Below are 19,545 nucleotides of genomic sequence, written 5' to 3'. Positions count from 1 at the left end.
ATAATCTTAATTGATATGACGATATATTAACCGTGTAGATATGGGTTTAATTGCTCATCCTCTACTGTAGTGTGCGGCCCATGACCTGGGAATAATGGTAAATCATCATCTAGTTTGAACAATTTATCTAATATTGAATTAACTAAAGTTTCATAATCACCTTTATATAAATCAGTTCTGCCTATACCTTGATTGAATAATGTATCACCAACAACTGCAAATTCATTAAAGACGAATGACAAACTACCTGGAGAATGTCCTGGTGTGTGAAGGACTTCGAAATTAAAGTCAGCGATTTGCATTTTACCTTCTTTAAGTTCTATTGGTGTTGCTTTGCTTTTTATAATTGGCATGCCATATTGTTTGAACTTTTCAGAACCATTTTTTTCTGTATTTGTTAAAAAATCAAATTCTGATTTATGCATATAAACTGGCACATCATATTTTTTTACAATATCATCTAAAGCACCAATATGATCAAAATGTGCATGTGTTAACAATACTGCTTTTAGTGATTTATTAATTTGATTTAGTTTTTTAATAATTAACTCGCTATCACTAGCAGGATCTACTAAAATGACTTGCTTATCATTTTCAATAAAATATGCATTTGTATCTACTAAACCTAAACTTAAACTCGAAATCCTCACCCTAGTTGCCTCCATTTTCCAAATGATTTTGGACAGCTTTCACTTTATCATTCATTTTGCGAGACTTATCACGACGATCATCAATCCTTATATTCGTACAGACACGGTCTAAGCCTTTATCAAAAGGTAATTCATGAATTGCTTGAACAACCTCAAATAAATCTTTTAAGTCACCTTCGATTAAAGTGTTCATAGGAGTCAATTGATAATCTATTTTGCCTTGCGCTTTAAATTCTTTTAATTTTGTTTGTATTTCTGCAATATATTTACTAACACTCGGACCATCTGTACCAACTGGTATAACAACTACATCAACAATAGCCATTATTTAACACCATCCTTTTCAATTATATAAGTATAAATTAACCCGGCTGCTCCGGTAATACCAGCATCATTTCCAAGTTGTGCTTGAACGATTTCTGTACCTTGTTGTGCGGGTGTAAATGTTAAATTATGATACTCTGTTTTAATATTTTCAATTAATATCAAACCAGCTGTGGACATGCCGCCACCTAAAACAATATATTTAGGATTACTTGTAACGCTAATAATACTACATAGGTAGGCAATATAATTTGCTACACGTTCAGTAATGAAAATACAGAATTGATCTCCAGCCTTAGCCGCATCGAATACTGCTTTTGCACTTACTTCATTATCTTTAATTAACTGCAAGATTGATGATTTAAACGTTAATTTAGGATAATAAAAATTGACTAAATTAACTACACCGGTTGCAGAGGCTACGGTTTCAATACAACCTGACTTGCCGCAATTACAACGGAAACGCTGATCATGATCTACTCTAAAGTGTCCAATCTCTGCACCAGAACCGTTATGACCGTGTACTATCTCTCCATTAGAAATAATACCGCCACCTAATCCGGTTCCTAGTGTTATAGCCACAACATCATCTGAGCCATTTCCAGCGCCTTTATGTTTTTCACCTAAGGCTGCAACGTTCGCATCATTATCAACGTAAACTGGACAATCTACAAATTGTTGGAATATATGTCGTACATTAACACTTTCAGTCCAATATAAATTAACTGCTCCATTTACTTCGCCCGTTTCGAAATTCACTGGACCAGGGACACCTATGCCGACACCAATGACGTTTGAAAAAGCATATTCAGATTCATCTATGTAATTTACGAAAGAATCATAAACTTTTTTTAGTAGTAAATAGCCAGTAGCATCAGACGTATCAGTATCAATTGACCATTTTGCTAAGCGATCAAGATTTTCGTCAAAAGCACCTAATTTACATGTTGTTCCACCAATATCTGCTGCTAATATGATTTTATTCATTAATTTATTCATCCTTCTCTATTTTTTTGAAAGGGTTTGCTGTCTTTCACTGTAGTTCAAAAATGCTTATATATCAAGGGTTTTGGAGATTTTACACCAATATATAATTTATGTTTTTTTACCGTTTTTAAAATAACCCGCCCTTTTTGCCCTTAAAATATTACAAGATATTTCCTTATATACATTTTAATCTTAATCAATTCTCAATTGCAATTATAACGAACAAAACCTATCTCTCTAAATAAGACTTCCTAATATATATCATTCCTTATAAACAAAATAGTTGCTGATATGCATTTCCATTCGTATATAACCTTTTACAAAATAACTATCTTCTATTGCTCAATATGAGTCTCTCTTTCATATTCTAATACTGTATTTGTTAAATCTCATACGTTGATTTAGCATTGTAGTAAATCTATGCAAGAACTTTAACATAAAAAAGATAGACACTTAAAGTGCCTACCTCTTTGTTAAATGTATGACAAGTACAATTCATATTAATCAAAAATTATTTTTTGAATTTATCAACGATATCATTAACTTTATCTTTTGCATTTTCTGCGACTTCTTTGACCTTACCAGAAGCTTTATCTTCTTTACCTTCTTTTTCTAACTCATCATTTCCAATTGCGTTTCCAGCCGTTTCTTTCACATTTCCTTTAAATTGATCAAACTTACTTTCGTCTGCCATGAGACGCACCTCCATTAAATAATTTAACCAAACATCACTACTATTATAATATTATTTTATCTTATTTTCTGCAACTAATTTAAATAAAAATAGTAGACACAATGTACTGTACTACTTTATAAATTATAACAAGGGCAACACACATAGGTGCACCACTAATATGTCTGAAGTATTTGTCATATTATAAGTTACAATCCATGGTACGCCTACCACTTACTATTAATAAAATAGCTCATTAACGGTTGAGCCGCGAAGAACTTATATTGAATCATCTGGTTTTTTAAGGAGAAAATAGGAATGTCGACAGAAAAAATCCAAGTATAAACAAGACGATATAAAATATCGCTATTACGAGAAACTTAAAGCCCCATACGTAGACAAATGGCAACATATGAGTATTGTTTTAAATAAAAATACTAAAGCCTCTCAAAAAGAGGATGTGTTGAAATTAGGAATACGTAAGAAGTTACATTATCTACATTCAACCCACTTATATTAATTCACTTGTAGAAACGCACATTTCACTTTAAACATTATGGAACGTGTTGGGTTTGCAGACGAAATACAACGTCATAAATATATACTTCTATTTCATGAAAAATAGACAAACCTTTGATTAACAAACATATCTCGTTAGAAAATCCGCACTTTTCTATCCTTTTTAATACTTAAAACAAAATATCCCCCTGTAAACACAATAGTTACAGGGGGATATTTTGTTTTATTTATTTATTCATTCTTCTTTGATTAATAATTAATATGCATTTCAAATATTCATCATTTGTTAATAATTTATAATCGTACAATGATTTTATTTCTTGTTCCATCATTTCATACATATCATTTTTGTCTTTAAAATATATAATAAAGCCAAACTTTTTTAAAAGCTGAAGTACATCATAAAAATTATTAATCTTTTGATTCACTATTATCGCTCAATTCTTTATTTAAATTAATATAATCATTATTGCTTGGATCTGCCTTTAGTGCAGCTTTTATATATTCTTTTGCTTTATCTTCATCTTCAAGAGACCTACTTGCAATCGCTAATTGATAATTTAATAGACCGGAATCAGGAAAATACCTTAAGCCTCTTTTCCAACTTGCGACACCTTCAGATTTTGAGTTTAGAGTTGCATTGATGAGTCCATGCAGATAATACGTTTCATCATCTGCATAGTTCTTATCTATCGTATCTTCAACCATATCTTTGGCTTCATTATATTGTCCTTGCTTCATTTCATTCGAAATAATTGTATTATATATGTTATCTTCATTAATCGTAAAAATACGAATTTGTGCTGCAATAAATAATACAAGCATAAGAATTAATAAAAACCAAAAACGATTTTGATTTGTTTTATAATAGTAGCCAATTAATGTAATTAATAGACCACCTGCAAAGCCCCCTATGTGTGCGACAATGTTAATATTTTGCATAAATAAGGATAACCCTATCATTATTACAAGAACAATAAGCAACTGACCGATAAGCTTACGATTAAACTGTTTACCTACATACATAAATCCAAATATAGCACCAATCAATCCGAATATTGCACCACTTGCACCTGCAGAAACAGTGTCAATATTGAATGACAATGATGCAAAGTTACCAAATAGTCCAGCAACAATGTAGATGACAAACATTCGCCAATGACCTACGATTGATTCTACAATTTTACCAAAAATGAACAAACTTAGCATATTCATTAAAATATGTTCAAAATCGTAATGTAAAAATATAGATGAAATCAATCTATACCATTCACCATGCACAACATTAAAGTGCACAAGTCCACCTACATCTAACATTTTCAAATCTGAAAAACGATTTAAAAACAGTACCATTGCAAGCCAGATAATAATATTGATTGCAATTAATGTGTAGGTCACAGGAGAAAACTTCAACATATGTTTTTCAATGGGATTATTATTTAACGCTCGTTGTTTATATTGATATTTTGTAAGTTTAGTATCTCTATTATAAATTTTCTTCATTATGAAATTCGGCATAATTCTTTCAGCGTGACTTGCTTCTCTAATAATTTTCACTTTAAATTTAAGTGGTTGTAATTCATTTAAATTTTCATCAGTAAAAGCTTTATCCGTGAATATGTATAATTCATAATTTTTAGGTGAAAAATCTAAAAATGAAACGATATTCTCTTCGTTTTCTTGAATCCTACTTTTAGCAAACCTAACTTCTTGAGTGGAATTAGCACCAAATTCAAAGATAGCAACAGACTTTTTTTTCTTGTTTGCTAACCAAATTTCACTATCATCTTGATTACGATGAACAACATGATAATTAAAATATTTAATCCAAGTGTAGATACACTTCCAATAATGTTTTTCTGTAATCATTTCTGCCTCCATAATTAAGTTGTTGCTATTATTAATTTTTCAACGGGCTGATCATGTGATTCAACCTCAAAGTCACCAAGTTGGAAGTCATAAAGCAAACTTATCGTTGGTTGTGTATTTTGACTTAAAAACTTATCAAAATATCCACCACCGTATCCAATGCGATATCCACTATGATTAAATACCACGCCAGGTACAATTAATAAATCTAATTGATTTGAAATTTCCGTATCAGCTTCCACATGATTAATACCTTTATCATCTGGTCCGATATGGTCAAGTTTATCTACATGTTTAAATGTCATTTCTTTACTTTGATAATTTGTTTCAGGTACAAAAACAGTCTTACCTTCAGTAAGCATTTGCTCAATGATAGCATATGTATTTACTTCATGTGGCATAGATAATACAATGCCTACACGCTTAGCTGATTTATATTCACTCGTATCAAATAAATGGTGAGCAAGATATTCATCTGAAACTTGTTTATGGTCATTAGACATAAAAGATTTCATTAATTCAATTTTATCTTGGCGTAATACTTTTTTACTCATAACATACACCTTCCCGTTAATTATACTTCTGTTATTATAACGTTAATGAATTACAATGTCATTAAACTGCAATTTTTTTAAAATAATTAATGTAGTCTTCCAAAAAAAATAACCAGATTCTATTAATAGAATCTGGTTCAAAATATAAATTATTTTGTTTCACGGTGCATAGTGTGTTTGTTGTCACGAGCACAATGTTTTTTCATTTCTATACGTTCAGGATTAGTACGTTTATTTTTTGTAGTAATGTAGTTTCTTTCTCCACATTCAGTACAAGCTAGAGTTACGTTTACGCGCATGCTAATTCCTCCTTACCTTTTCAAAATACGACCTACTAATCATACCATTTAGTTATAAAATTGAAAAGTATTAATTTTTCAATAAACACCACTATGTCGGTATTTTTAATAAATTGTGTCTTAAAATGATTTAATTTTTGTCTTTTTCTTTAAAATAATAGTTTATAACATCTCTACCTAAATCTCCGCCATTTAACCAAGGTTCAGGTACGGGTTGATTGGTATATACGATTGAAAATGCTAATTGTGGATTTTCAATTGGTGCATAGCCAACATATGTTGCGTTTACTTTAGGATCGCCATCTTGGAATACTTCGGCTGTTCCTGTTTTACCTGCAGAAGGCACTTCAGTATCATTAAAGCTTTCATATCCTGTTCCTTCTTCTTCATTAAAGGCCATTTCAAATCCTTCTTGCACTTGGTTAACTTCCTCTTCAGTGTTATTAACCTTGTTAAGTACATCGCCTTTGAATTTCTCTTTTACTGGACCAAGTGTGTCTTTATTAGTAGCATCTCTTACTTCTAATCCGATATGTGGTTGTACTCTATAACCATCGTTAGCAATGGTAGAAACGTATTGTGATAATTGTAACGGTGTATATGTGTCGTACTGACCAATTGCTAAATCTAAGAAGTTACCTGGATTATCAGTTAAAGGTTCAATTTGTCCACTTGTCTCATTAGGTAAATCAATACCTGTTTTAACTCCTAAACCAACTTGGTTTAAACCTTTACGCAATTTTTGACCCGCTTCTGAAATATCTGAAGGCAATGTCATGTTTGGTGTATATGCAGATCCAGCGATTTTCAATGCTGTTTTAAACATATAAACGTTTGAAGAATGCATCAATGCTTCTTTATCATTAATAGTCACTTTACCATCTTGGTTAAAGTAAGAACTTTTCTTAAGTCCGCCAGCAAATTCTAATGGTTGGTCGACCATCTCATCGCCTACATCAATTGCATTGTTTTGGTATCCGGCTAACAGTGTACCACCTTTTATAGAAGAACCTACTGCATATTGTGAAGTGAATGTTCCGATATCATAATCTGTTAAATCGCCATTCTTATCAATTTGTTTACCTGCCATTGCTAAGACATCGCCATTGTTTGGATTTTGGACTACAATCATTGCATTATCCATATCTTTAGCACCTTCACTGCGCAATTTGTCAATTTGTTTTTCTAAATACTCTTCAGTTTTTTTCTGGAGTTCTATATCGATACTAAGAACTAAATCATCACCACGTGAGCCTGGATTTATAACTTTCGAGTCAATAACATCTCCAGATTTATCTGTAGTATATTTCATTTCTTTCTTCTTACCTTTTAGAATGTCATCATATTGATATTCTAAATAAGATTTACCTACTCGATCATTACGTGAATACCCTTTAGATAAATACTTTTCTGTTAATTCTTTTGGTATACCTTCTTCACTTGTAGAAACATCACCAAATATACCTCTCAACGTATCATCATATGGGTATTTTCTATCCCAATCCATCGTAGTATTAACTCCTGGTAATTCTGATAATTTTTGAGATACTGCTGCATATTCTTCGTCACTAACGTCTTCATTTTTAATCATTTGTGGATCTAAAGCCGATCCAGACATCATTTCTCGATAAATAGATAGTATCTGCAAATCTTCATCAGTTAATGTATCGGTTTGTTTAGCACCAATCTTTTTATACAATGATTCATCATAATCATCTTGAGAAATACTGCCATCTTCTAATAATGCTTGTTCTTCTTTCATCAAATCTTCAGCTTTATTAGGGTGAATTTGAATCCAATAATCTTGCTTATCTCTGTCTGTAATTTTATCTGTATCCATTTCTATTAAGCGAGACAAGTCTTTAGCAATTTTTAAAACTTCTGATTGGGATGTTTTTCTGCCTCTTGCATATGTAATCGCCTTTTTAGATGCATTATCAACGAGAACTTTACCGTTTCTATCTAAAATTCGGCCTCTTGGCACAGCTTCATTAACAGTTAAATTTTCACTGTTTTTAATAAGCTGTTCATAATGAGATCCTTCAGCAATTTGTAAATAACCCAATCTTAAAACAATTACTGCGAAAATGAATACAATAACACCAAAAATAAAACTAATTCTTTTATTCATTGTATTTCTAATCTTTTCATCATTTGATTTTTCTTTTAGTCTTTTTAGCAAAACAACATACCTCTATTCAAAAGTTCTCACTACAAATGATATATGAAATCAGACAATATTTCTATTATTTTAGTTAAAAAAAATGACGACCTTTGAAAAGGCCGTCATAATCGCCTGCTTAATTATTTAGCAGCGTTATATAATTCGTCAACTTTTTCCCAATTTACAACGTTCCAGAATGCACTAATATAGTCTGGACGTTTGTTTTGGTATTTAAGGTAATAAGCATGTTCCCAAACATCTAAGCCTAGGATAGGTGTTTTACCTTCAGTTAATGGGTTGTCTTGGTTAGGCGTAGTAACGATTTCTAATTTGCCATCGTTTACAACTAGCCATGCCCAACCTGAACCGAAACGTGCTGCAGCTTGGTTAGCAAACTCTTCTTTGAATGCATCTAAAGAACCCCATTGTTCTTTAATTTTATCAACAACAGTACCTTTTTCTTCAGAGTTTGGAGTTAATAATTCCCAGAATAATGAATGGTTTAAGTGTCCTCCACCATTATTACGAACAGCTGTTTGAATGTTTTCTGGTACACTGTCTAAGTTTGCAACAATTTCTTCGATTGATTTAGATTCTAAATCAGTTCCTTCAACTGCAGCGTTTAATTTAGTTACATAAGTGTTATGGTGTTTGTCATGGTGAATCTCCATTGTTTGTTGATCAATGTGTGGTTCCAATGCATCAAAACCATAAGGTAAGTTTGGTAATTCAAAAGCCATAAATAATCATCCTCCTAATTAATCTTAAATAAAGCATAACAAGTTATATTAATGACAACAATTAATATGCTTGTGAAAGCAATACATATAGTCATAAAATACTATTTGTCATCTTTAGTTCCTTTATTAGTATATCTCAAATCAGACCTATTTAAACATCTTTGACGAACTATTTTAAAAATTCAATTTAATTCATACTAACGGCCTATGTTTAATCAACTCATTTTTAGTAGAAAGAATTATTTTGTGATTTTTTACAAGTTATAGAATAATGTTTTTTTGTATGCTGTTCTATTATGCTCGTTTACCTAGTACATAAATGATGTTAATTCAATATAGAGACCGTTACGGCCGTTATAAATCAACTTATCATATTTATTTAAAACTTAAAAAATAAGCCAAACGTCTTTATTAACGTCGGCTCATTTTTTATATTCTGCGCTTAGTTTAAACAACTTAAGCTTTTTGACAAAGTTCACAAACACCGTAAACTTCTAATTTATGTGTATGAATATTAACTTGTGGTAGAAAAGCTTTAATTTGTTCAATTGGGCAAAAATCTATCACTTTAGTGTCACCACATGATTCGCAAATAAAATGGTGATGGTGATGATCTGTACAAGCAATTCTAAATTTCATCTCTCCATCAAGTTCTGTACCTTCTACAATATCTAAATCTTTAAAAAGATGTAAGTTTCGATATATGGTATCAAAAGAAATGCCAGGATAATTTTCATCCATTTTTTGTTGAATATGCTTTGCATTAATATATTTATCTTCTGCAACGAAGATATCTACCATTTCTCGTCTTTTATTTGTATATTTATGACCGTTTGCTTTGATTATATCAATGGCTTCCTCAGTTTTCATTTTTAACAGCCCCTTTTACCATTCTTATTTTAAATTTTTGGTACATCATCGTTATTGCAAGGATAAGTACAAGTAATACTACAATCACACCACCAGGAGAAATGTTCATATAAAACGCTAAAACTAATCCACCGATAACTGACAGTTCTCCAATAACAACACTTAGGATTATTAACTGCTTGAAACCTTTCGTCGTGCGCATAGCAATAGCTACAGGTAGTGTGATTAATGCACTTACCAATAAGATGCCTACAACACGCATAGAAGCTGATATGACCATAGCTACAATAATAATAAATAGGTATTGTATCCAATTAGGAATGCCGATGACTTTACTGTATTCCTCATCAAATGACAATATAAATAATTCTTTATAAAAGGATAATATAAAGACAATTACAATAATTACAATAGCAATAATAGTAATTAAATCACTTTCAGTTACTGCACTAATTGAACCAAAGAGTAAACCAACAATCTCTTGATTAAAACCATCCGCAAGAGAAATAAAAATCGCACTCAGTGCTATACCTGCACTCATAATAATAGGAATCGCAATCTCTTGATAATTACTGTAAGAAGTTCTAAGATTTTCAATTAATAGTGCTCCTATAATAGCAAAAAGAATACCAAACCACATAGAATTTATAAATGCTAAAGTTGGCATAATAGTAACGACAAACATGCCAAATGAAATACCACCTAAAGTGACGTGACTTAATGCATCAGCAATAAGTGATAACCTGCGTACAACAATAAAAGCACCGATTAATGGTGCAATAAGACCAATAAGCACACCGCTAATTAAGGAGTACCGCATGAAATCAAAATTAAGTAATGCTTCTATCATGATGAACAACACTCCCTACTATGCTGGTGATCTACAAATTGAATAGGGTGTCCATATATTTTCGATATTTCAACTTCATCCAACGATTTGAAATCTTCAGTAGAACCGTGAAAATGTAAATGTTTATTCAGACACGCTACTTCGGTAGCTGTATCAGCAACAACACCAATATCATGGGTTACTAAAATGATTGTTACACCTTCATGTTTAAGGGTCTCTAGTGTTTCATAAAACTCACTTACATGTTTGGCATCGATACCACTTGTAGGTTCATCTAAAATCAATACCGATGGCTCGCTAATTAAGGCTCTAGCTATTAATACACGTTGCTGTTGTCCTCCTGAGAGTTCAGCTATGTTTTTATCTATCAAGTGTTCTATATTCAGCCTTTTCAATACTTCTTTCACTTTGCTTTCATCAGTTTTATTAAACCATTGCAGCAATTTTTTACGTTTAGTCAGACCACTAATTACGACTTCTTTAACGCTCGCTGGGAACCCGGCTTTAAAAGCTTGTGCTTTCTGGGAAACATAACTGATTTTAAGCATAGACTGTTTACCATTGTAATTTTTACCATCAACATAAATTTGTCCCTTTTGTATAGGTAATAACCCGAGTATAATTTTTAGCAAAGTTGATTTCCCTGCTCCATTTGGGCCGACAATTGCTAGAAACTCTCCACGATTAATTTTAATATTTATATTTTCTAGTACTTGTTTATTGTCAAAATAATAATCAATATTTTTTAATTCGAATACTGGCGTAGACATGTTTTCACCTCGTTTTATACTATACAACGTAGATGTCATTATGTAAATAGTAATCTTTACGACTTATCAAAAAACACGAACACTTTTGTTAAATGAAAGTGTTCGTGTTTTATATTTATTTTATTGATTTAAAAGTTTGTTTTGTAATTCAGGATCAAATTGTTGTTGTTTCAACATTTCAATTTCTAGTTTGTAGGGTGGCTTTTTACTTTTTTTGTCTTCACCTACGAAAGGCGTTTCTAAAATCTTAGGTACATCTTTAAAGGCATCATGATGAACGATATAATTTAAAGCGTCAAAGCCGATATAACCAAAGCCAATGTTTTCGTGTCTATCTTTATGAGCACCAATATCGTTTTTACTATCATTCACATGTACAACTTTAATTCTATCCACACCAACGATTTTATCAAATTCGTTTAATACGCCATCAAAATCTTCTTTAACATTGTAACCTGCATCGTGCGTATGGCACGTGTCAAAACACACTGATAATCTTTCATTATGATTAACACCATCGATAATTCGAGCTATTTCTTCAAAATTTCTTCCAACTTCTGAACCCTTACCAGCCATTGTTTCCAAAGCAATTCTTACATTATTGTCATTAGTTAGCACTTCGTTAAGGCCTTCAATGATTTTTTTAATACCTACATCAGCGCCTTCACCTACATGTGATCCAGGGTGAAGTACGATATCTTTTGCACCTAGCGCTTGTGTACGTTCAATTTCACTTTGTAAGAATTCCACACCTAAGTCAAAAACATGTGGTTTTATAGTATTAGCAATATTAATAATATATGGTGCATGAACAACAATATTTGAAAGACCATGTTGCTCCATAATTTCATGCCCTTTTTCAATATTTAATTCTTCGATGGGTTTTCTTCTAGTATTTTGAGGCGCACCTGTGTAAATCATAAAAGTTGATTCGCCCAATTTATGTGCTTCTTCTGCTGAACCTTCTAACATTTTTTTACCATTCATAGATACATGAGATCCCAATAACATAGTAGTCACCTATCCTTTTTTATTTTTCCTCTGTTGTCGACTTTGTTGTTTACTAAATTGTTTACGTTCTTTAAGTTTTAAATCATCTAAATCACGTTTGAATTTCTTTTTATAACCAGGTTTAACTTTTTTCTTATTACTTTTTACTTTATGTTTTAATTCGTTTGTTAAGTGATCATCTTTATTTTTGCGTTTTCGACGGGTATTATGGGCTTTTACTGCTTTTAATTCACCATCTTTGATGTCAACATTTTCAAATTCATAGCCACGTTGTTCAATCAAAGTAACATTTTCTTCTTCATCTGGGCTATATAATGTAATTGCGACACCTTTATATTGGCCACGTCCAGTACGTCCAACACGGTGAGTAAAGAAATCAATATCTCTTGGTACATCAAAGTTAATTACATGGCTCACGCCGTCAATGTCTATACCACGTGAAGCTAAGTCACTCGCAATAACAAATTGGAATTCTAAGTTTCTAACACGTTTCATTTGTTGTTTACGTTCTCTCGGTGTTAATCCACCGTGAATCATACCTAATTTCAAACCAGACGCAGCTAATTGTTTTGCTAATTCGTCCGCACTATCACGACTATTACAAAAAATAATACATAGATAAGGATTTAAAATATCAATTAGCTTTAAAGTTTTTTCAACTTTCGCTTCACCTTTTGTTGGAATTAAATAGAATTCTATATTCTTTTTATTTTTCTGAGTATTTTCGATTTCGACATACTCGGGATTTTCTAGGTATTTGTTTAAAAATGGGTGCAGTGATTTTGGTATAGTGGCACTGAAAACTGCAATATGCGCATTTTCATCTAATCTTGTAGCCACATAATCTACTTCTTCAATTAAACCTAAATCAATCATTAAATCTGCTTCATCAATAACCAAATAAGAAGCTAAATGAACATGTAAATCCCCATTTTTAGCTAAATCATTTATACGTGTTGGCGTACCAATAATAAGTTGTGGTTGGTTTTTTGCTCGATTACGGTCTTTTTCTATATCTGTACCACCAATAAATAGCTTTACAGAGACTTCATTTTTAAATTTGGCTAAGTGACTAGCTACATCAAATAATTGTTGTGCTAGCTCTCTTGTAGGGGCTACGATAATTGCTTGTGGTTCTTTATATTCTGTATTGATTGAATTCATTAATGGTAATAAAAATGCATGTGATTTTCCTGTACCAGTCTGTGATTGACCTATTAAATTTACCTGTTTCATTATTTTTGGTATTACTCGACTTTGTATTTCAGTTGGTTGAGTAAAATTCAAATCCTTCACAGCGTCTAATAGACTTGGTTCTAAATTAAATTTCTCAAATGGGTGATTCGCCATGTCTTGGCCTCCTTAAATCTTCATCTTATCTATTATAAAGCATTAGCTTATAATTTTGAACTAAATTATTTAATCATATTGCATATGTTATTCACTCATTGTACATAATAATAACTCGAACCTACCTGTCATAAGTAAATTCGAGTTATTCACGTATTATATATATTCAAATGGATCTGTATTTAATTGGGATGCGTTTATATTAAAATCAAATTCTTCGTCGTTTAACCATGTTATTAAAAGTTGACGCAATCCATCTTTCATCACATATTCACTATAATGGTTAATATCTAATAAATTAACACCTGCAATTTTAGCGTCTAAAGCATCATGATGTTTAATATCTCCAGTCACAAATATATCTGCACCTTTTTTAGCTGCAGTATACTCAAAACCAATACCAGAACCACCAATAACAGCAACTGTTTTGATCTGTGCGTTTTTGTCACCAGTAAATCGGACACTAGGCATTTGCAATTGTGTTTTAACGTGCTTCACAAATGATTCTGCTGACATAGATGCTTTAAGTTCACCGATCATACCTAAACCATAATTTGCTTCTTTTTCCATTTTTATAAAATCATAAACAGGTGTTTCATATGGATGATGTTGTGTGATTAATTGTTGTGCTAAAGCGCGTTGATTGGCTTCAATCATAAATTCTAATTTATACTCTTCCACATGTTCTACAGAACCTAATTCACCAATATGTGGATTTGCATGACCTACAGGTTTAAATTGTCCGTTACCAGGGCTTTCAAAGAAGCAATATTCATATTCGCCTTCTTGTGCTAAACCTGCTTCACTCAGATGTTTTTTGAAAGTTTCTAAATTTACTTTTGGAATAAACACTTGGACTTTAAAATATGGAATTGTTTCTGGATTTAGAATATGTTGATTGTGTAATTCGATTTTATTAGCCAGCATCGCATTAACACCTTTTGGATAAACGTCTAAATTTGTATGCAAGGCGATAAGGTTAATACTATTTTGAATTAGCTTCCGTATGATAGCACCATAGCCATCTTGCTGTGTAATGTTTTTAACCCCTTTAAATATTAGCGGGTGATGACAAACTATTGTATTACATTGATTCGTCATTGCTTCCTCAACTACATCATCAGTACAGTCAAGCGCAGTCAGAACCCCTGTAACTGTAGAAGATGTATCGCCAATAAGTAAGCCTACGTTATCCCATGATTCAGCCGTATTCAATGGTACATGCTGATTAATAATGCGAAGAAATTGTTCAACGTTCATTTATATCACCTCATTGATTAAATTAATTTCATTATTGATTTCATTTAAGCGTTCGGCGTGCTGTTGTGGATTTAAATTCTGTTGTATTTTATATAATGCATCTCGTTCGCGTTCCCATTTTTTGAAAAACAAATTGTTTTTATTTTTCAATAATTCAGGGCCAAATTTTAATGCTTGTGATGATAAAGGTTCAACACTTTCTAAATAATCTGCAACAATAATTTCATATATATGACCTTTTTCTTCTAATATATCCTCAGCTATAATACTGTAATTCATCTTCACAAGTTGTTTTCGTATGGCACTAGATTGGATGTTGCTTTGCAAAATCAATCTCGGTTGATTTGTTAATTTTTCAGAACCTTCATCTAGTATTTTAGCAATTAAAGGCCCACCCATACCACAAATCGTAATCGATGAAATATCGTCACTCTTTTGTATGACAGATAAACCGTCACCGAGTCTAACATCAATAACTGAATGTAGTTGTTGTTCAATGACATTGCGCTTTGATGCTTCAAACGGTCCTTTGATCACTTCACCAGCAATTGCCTTTTGCGTTAAGTTGTTTTCAATTGCAAAAATTGGTAAATATGCATGGTCCGAACCGATGTCCGCTAGACAATCGCCTTGTATATAAGTACTTACTTTTTTTAATCTTTGATTTAATGGAATCATAAAAAGTTCTCCTCTATGTATATGTAAAAAGCTCTTTTGTACATCGTTGTACAAAAGAGCTAAAAAGTTAGTCCATAAAGTCTTTTAGACGTTTACTTCTGCTTGGGTGTCTTAATTTTCTAAGTGCCTTAGCTTCGATTTGACGAATTCGTTCTCTAGTTACACCAAACACTTTACCAACTTCTTCTAATGTACGAGTTCTACCGTCATCTAATCCAAAACGTAAGCGTAATACATTTTCTTCACGGTCAGTTAGTGTATCTAATACATCTTCTAACTGTTCTTTTAACAACTCATAAGCTGCATGATCCGAAGGGCTTTGGGCTTCTTGGTCTTCTATGAAGTCACCTAAATGACTGTCATCTTCTTCACCTATTGGTGTTTCTAAAGAAACTGGCTCTTGAGCTATTTTCAGTATTTCTCTTACTTTTTCAGGTGGTAAATCCATTTCTTCACCAATTTCTTCTGGTGCTGGATCACGGCCTAAATCTTGTAATAATTGTCTTTGTACACGGATTAATTTATTAATTGTTTCAACCATGTGAACCGGTATACGAATCGTACGTGCTTGGTCAGCAATCGCACGCGTGATAGCTTGACGTATCCACCATGTTGCATATGTGGAGAATTTGAAACCTTTATTGAAATCGAATTTTTCCACGGCTTTAATAAGTCCCATATTACCTTCTTGTATCAGGTCAAGGAACAGCATACCGCGTCCTACGTATCTTTTGGCTATACTTACTACAAGACGTAAATTCGCTTCAGCTAAACGTGATTTAGCAATTTCATCGCCTTTTTCAATTCTTTTAGCCAATTCAACTTCTTCTTGTGCGTTTAATAAATTTACGCGTCCGATTTCTTTTAAATACATACGGACTGGATCATTTATTTTCACACCTGGAGGCGCACTTAAATCATTTGGATTTAATTTTGAATCTTTGTCTGAACTATCTTTTTCATTAACTAAACTTATGTCGTTATCTGTTAATTGGTCAAAAAGTTCGTCCATTTGATCAGAATCCATTTCGAAGTTTTGCATTTTTTCAGCAATTTCTTCATGACTCAAGTGTCCTTGCTTTTTACCTTTTTCAATCAATTGTTTTTTTACATCTTCTAAAGTTAGAGATGGGTCGATGGTTTGTTTTTTAACTTTAACTTTATTTCCAGACATGAAAAGGCCTCCCGAATATATAATATCAACTTGATACCAAAATATTTTATAGTCAAAATTTATAAAACTGAATTAAAATAACATTCTAGTATACAGGCTGTTAATCCTATTAATATACACATACATTCATTATTGAATTAATTCATCCTATTTTTATTATGATTTACAATTTTTTCTAAATAATATTTTTGCAATTCTAAATCACCTAACCTCGAAGCCTCCCGTAGCTTATGATTAAGCGATTCTATCGTTTCTTCATTTCTATTAGATGTTAGTGTATTTACATAGTCATCAATTTCATATTCAAATGGTTCTTCATTTATCATATAGTTATCTAATGATATAAATGCTTCCTTGATTTCATTGGAATCAATGTACTGTAAAACGTCACTAATATTAAATGTATCATGCTCAGAGTAAAACTGGTGTAAAACATTAAATATACGCTTAAAATACTCATTTGTAAAGTCTTCTACTTGAAGTAATTTGTGATAATTCAAGAAAGTGTCTTTATCATTCATAAAATGTTTCAATAAAGCGCGTTCTGCTTTTTCGTTTTTGTTTAAGTTATTAAATTGTGGGACTGTTGGTAATTGATACGCTTGAGGTTGATAATAATCTTGTTGGTGTCCTACTTCATTATTTAGACTATCCAAGCTAACTTTAAACAATTCCGATACTTCTTGCAATATCTTTTTACGAAGTATTGATGACTTCATGAATGATATATCATTTGTTATCTCTTTTAAATATCTTTCATATGATAAATCGTTATTGTCTATTTCATCTTGATGTATATGCACTTTATATAAAATATATGATTTCTTTTCATGTTCTACATAATAGTTAAATGCATCAGCGCCGTGTTTTCCAATATATTCATCTGGATCCATATCTTTTGGAAGTTGTACCACAAATACATTAAATCCTTGTTCCAATAACGCTTGACCTGATTTCAATGTTGCTTCACTACCTGCAAAGTCACCATCAAACATTAACGTTACATTAGATGTGAGTTTCTTGATGAAAGCAATATGTTCTTGTGAAATTTGTGTACCCATGCTAGCAACGACTTGTTTGATTCCAGCTTGGTCAACTTTAATGACATCCATAAATCCTTCTAATAAGATAATTTCATCATTTTTGCGTATCGATTTTCGCGCCTTATCAACATTATATAACAATCTTCGTTTCTGGAAGATGGGCGTTTCAGGACTATTAAGGTACTTAGGCTCTTGATTCGTATATGTTCTACCAGAATAACCTACTGTTCTACCTTGAGCGTTCATCAGCGGAAACATCACTCGATCTCGAAAGCGATCATAATAACTAAAATTCTCTTCATTTCTAGACAATAAACCCGCTTCATAGGCTAATTGAATATCGTAACCTTTTTTTTGTAAAAAATCATGACAAAAATGAGAATTCTTTGGTGCATAGCCAATTTTTCTTGCATCAATTAATGCATCTGTAAATCCACGTTCTTTTAAATAAGTTAAAGCTGCTTCACCTTCAACTGTTTTCTTTAATGCATAGTGATAATATTCTTGCATCAGTTCATGCATTTCAATCATTTGCAAATCTTCTGATGCAACCTGATGTTTATCATCTTGCCCTGAAGCACTTTGGTCAGTTTCAACTTCAATATTTACACGTTCACCTAATTCTTTTACTGCTTCTGTAAAAGAAATATCTTTTATTTCTTGAGTAAATTGAAAAACATTGCCACCTTTTTTACAACCAAAGCAATGACAAATTTGTTTGTCTTCTGACACTGTAAATGACGGTGTTTTTTCATCATGAAAAGGACACAAACCAATATAATTGCGTCCCCTTTTTTCTAATTTGACATACTCGCTTACTAAGTCGAGTATGTCAGTCTTATCTTTTATTTCATTTATTGTTGATTGTTCTATTCGCAACTTAATCACCTATTAGACATTAATTACAATATTATAGCTTTTTTCATTGGTTTTTGAAACTATTTTGCTCAATAATGCTAATAATATCATTTGCAGTTTCTTCTATCGCTTTATCAGAAACATCAATAACTGGACAACCTATCTTATCCACGAGTTCATGAAAGTAATTTAATTCTTCTTCAATACGCTGCTCAGTCGCATATCTTGCACTGTCACCTAAACCGAGTTGTTTTAAACGTTCTTTACGAATACGGTTTAGTTTTTCTTCACTTATTTTTAAAGCAATGCATTTTGATGGATCAACGTTAAACAAATCATCCGGTGGTGTTACTTCTGGGACAATAGGTATATTCATCACCTTGTAACTTTTGTGTGCAAGATATTGTGATAGTGGGGTTTTTGAAGTTCTAGAGATTCCTAATAGCACGATATCTGCTTTTGTTAGTCCCTTAGGATCTTTGCCATCATCGTATTTTACAGCAAATTCAATTGCATCAATTTTTTTGAAATAGGCCTCATCTAATTGATGTACTAGCCCTGGTTCAAAATAAGGCTGTTCATCAATTTTGTCTAAGAGGATATTCATGAGCGGACCCATAATATCTACGGATTTTATTGCATCCTCTTTGATTTTTGATTCCATATATTTTCTTATTTCCGGTTTAACTAGTGTATAGACAACAATAGCTTCTGTATCTTTAGCTACTTGGATAACTTCATCTACATTTTCTAAAGTTTCAATATACGGATATCTATTAATTTCACTATCGCATTGATTTGGATTAAATTGTGAAATACATGCTCTTGCCACAAGTTCAGCTGTTTCTCCTACCGAGTCCGATGCGACTATAATTTTTATATTTTCCATAAGTTAAATACCA

At 32.0% G+C, this 19,545-nt stretch carries 20 protein-coding genes; all 20 read right to left on the bottom strand.

Translation table 11 applies throughout. The features are described from left to right. Nucleotides 1-26: 26 nt before the first annotated feature. A complete protein-coding gene (locus ACP3TL_RS04040) occupies nt 27-650 on the bottom strand; it encodes an MBL fold metallo-hydrolase (protein WP_046465428.1) in 624 nt (207 codons plus the stop codon). 1 nt (nt 651) lies between these two features. Further along, complete coding sequence (locus ACP3TL_RS04035) at nt 652-975, bottom strand: MTH1187 family thiamine-binding protein (RefSeq protein WP_046465429.1); 324 nt, start codon at nt 973-975, stop codon at nt 652-654. Then, entirely contained in the window at nt 975-1,961 is a 987-nt protein-coding gene (locus ACP3TL_RS04030) for a glucokinase (protein ID WP_046465430.1), read from the bottom strand. Before ACP3TL_RS04030 ends, ACP3TL_RS04035 begins: the two co-directional genes overlap by 1 nt. A gap of 511 nt (nt 1,962-2,472) precedes the next feature. Beyond that, a complete protein-coding gene (locus ACP3TL_RS04025) occupies nt 2,473-2,655 on the bottom strand; it encodes a CsbD family protein (protein WP_046465431.1) in 183 nt (60 codons plus the stop codon). Nucleotides 2,656-3,380: 725 nt separating this feature from the next. After that, nucleotides 3,381-3,581, bottom strand: coding sequence for a YqgQ family protein (locus tag ACP3TL_RS04020; protein WP_002512453.1), 201 nt, complete (start codon nt 3,579-3,581; stop codon nt 3,381-3,383). Next, complete coding sequence (locus ACP3TL_RS04015; RefSeq protein ID WP_046465432.1) at nt 3,565-5,022, bottom strand: rhomboid family protein; 1,458 nt, start codon at nt 5,020-5,022, stop codon at nt 3,565-3,567. Before ACP3TL_RS04015 ends, ACP3TL_RS04020 begins: the two co-directional genes overlap by 17 nt. A 14-nt stretch (nt 5,023-5,036) precedes the next feature. Next, nucleotides 5,037-5,576 (bottom strand): 5-formyltetrahydrofolate cyclo-ligase, encoded by a 540-nt coding sequence (locus tag ACP3TL_RS04010; protein ID WP_046465433.1) that lies wholly within the window; start codon nt 5,574-5,576, stop codon nt 5,037-5,039. Between the two features lie 149 nt (nt 5,577-5,725). After that, on the bottom strand, nt 5,726-5,875 hold the full coding sequence (gene rpmG / locus ACP3TL_RS04005) for a 50S ribosomal protein L33 (RefSeq protein WP_002483181.1): 150 nt from the start codon (nt 5,873-5,875) through the stop codon (nt 5,726-5,728). Between the two features lie 130 nt (nt 5,876-6,005). After that, the gene (locus ACP3TL_RS04000) at nt 6,006-8,057 is read right to left on the bottom strand and encodes a peptidoglycan D,D-transpeptidase FtsI family protein (RefSeq protein ID WP_046465434.1); all 2,052 of its coding nucleotides are present in this window, start codon (nt 8,055-8,057) and stop codon (nt 6,006-6,008) included. Nucleotides 8,058-8,179: 122 nt separating this feature from the next. Then, nucleotides 8,180-8,779 (bottom strand): superoxide dismutase, encoded by a 600-nt coding sequence (locus tag ACP3TL_RS03995; protein WP_046465435.1) that lies wholly within the window; start codon nt 8,777-8,779, stop codon nt 8,180-8,182. 456 nt (nt 8,780-9,235) lie between these two features. Beyond that, entirely contained in the window at nt 9,236-9,649 is a 414-nt protein-coding gene (locus ACP3TL_RS03990) for a Fur family transcriptional regulator (RefSeq protein ID WP_285325682.1), read from the bottom strand. Further along, nucleotides 9,639-10,499, bottom strand: coding sequence for a metal ABC transporter permease (locus ACP3TL_RS03985; protein ID WP_046465437.1), 861 nt, complete (start codon nt 10,497-10,499; stop codon nt 9,639-9,641). The genes ACP3TL_RS03990 and ACP3TL_RS03985 overlap by 11 nt, the downstream gene beginning before the upstream one ends. Then, nucleotides 10,496-11,269, bottom strand: a complete 774-nt coding sequence (locus tag ACP3TL_RS03980; RefSeq protein WP_046465438.1) for a metal ABC transporter ATP-binding protein — start codon at nt 11,267-11,269, stop codon at nt 10,496-10,498. Before ACP3TL_RS03980 ends, ACP3TL_RS03985 begins: the two co-directional genes overlap by 4 nt. A gap of 120 nt (nt 11,270-11,389) precedes the next feature. After that, the gene (locus ACP3TL_RS03975) at nt 11,390-12,280 is read right to left on the bottom strand and encodes a deoxyribonuclease IV (RefSeq protein ID WP_046465439.1); all 891 of its coding nucleotides are present in this window, start codon (nt 12,278-12,280) and stop codon (nt 11,390-11,392) included. A 9-nt stretch (nt 12,281-12,289) separates the two neighbouring features. Continuing rightward, nucleotides 12,290-13,630, bottom strand: coding sequence for a DEAD/DEAH box helicase (locus tag ACP3TL_RS03970; protein ID WP_046465440.1), 1,341 nt, complete (start codon nt 13,628-13,630; stop codon nt 12,290-12,292). 156 nt (nt 13,631-13,786) lie between these two features. Next, nucleotides 13,787-14,890: a Nif3-like dinuclear metal center hexameric protein gene (locus tag ACP3TL_RS03965; RefSeq protein ID WP_046465441.1), complete on the bottom strand. Its 1,104-nt coding sequence runs from the start codon at nt 14,888-14,890 to the stop codon at nt 13,787-13,789. Continuing rightward, nucleotides 14,891-15,568 carry a tRNA (adenine(22)-N(1))-methyltransferase gene (locus ACP3TL_RS03960; RefSeq protein WP_046465442.1) on the bottom strand — a complete coding sequence of 226 codons (678 nt, stop codon included), beginning with the start codon at nt 15,566-15,568 and terminating at the stop codon, nt 14,891-14,893. It abuts the gene before it with no gap. Nucleotides 15,569-15,635: 67 nt separating this feature from the next. Continuing rightward, nucleotides 15,636-16,742, bottom strand: coding sequence for an RNA polymerase sigma factor RpoD (gene rpoD, locus ACP3TL_RS03955; protein ID WP_046465443.1), 1,107 nt, complete (start codon nt 16,740-16,742; stop codon nt 15,636-15,638). A gap of 137 nt (nt 16,743-16,879) precedes the next feature. Further along, on the bottom strand, nt 16,880-18,664 hold the full coding sequence (dnaG, locus tag ACP3TL_RS03950) for a DNA primase (RefSeq protein WP_046465444.1): 1,785 nt from the start codon (nt 18,662-18,664) through the stop codon (nt 16,880-16,882). Nucleotides 18,665-18,707: 43 nt separating this feature from the next. Next, on the bottom strand, nt 18,708-19,532 hold the full coding sequence (locus tag ACP3TL_RS03945; protein ID WP_046465445.1) for a pyruvate, water dikinase regulatory protein: 825 nt from the start codon (nt 19,530-19,532) through the stop codon (nt 18,708-18,710). Nucleotides 19,533-19,545: the final 13 nt, after the last annotated feature.

Origin of the sequence: Staphylococcus caseorum, assembly GCF_049943195.1 — a bacterium.
GTDB classification, from domain to species: Bacteria; Bacillota; Bacilli; order Staphylococcales; family Staphylococcaceae; genus Staphylococcus; species Staphylococcus equorum_A.
This window is presented reverse-complemented; position numbering and strand designations above follow the sequence as displayed.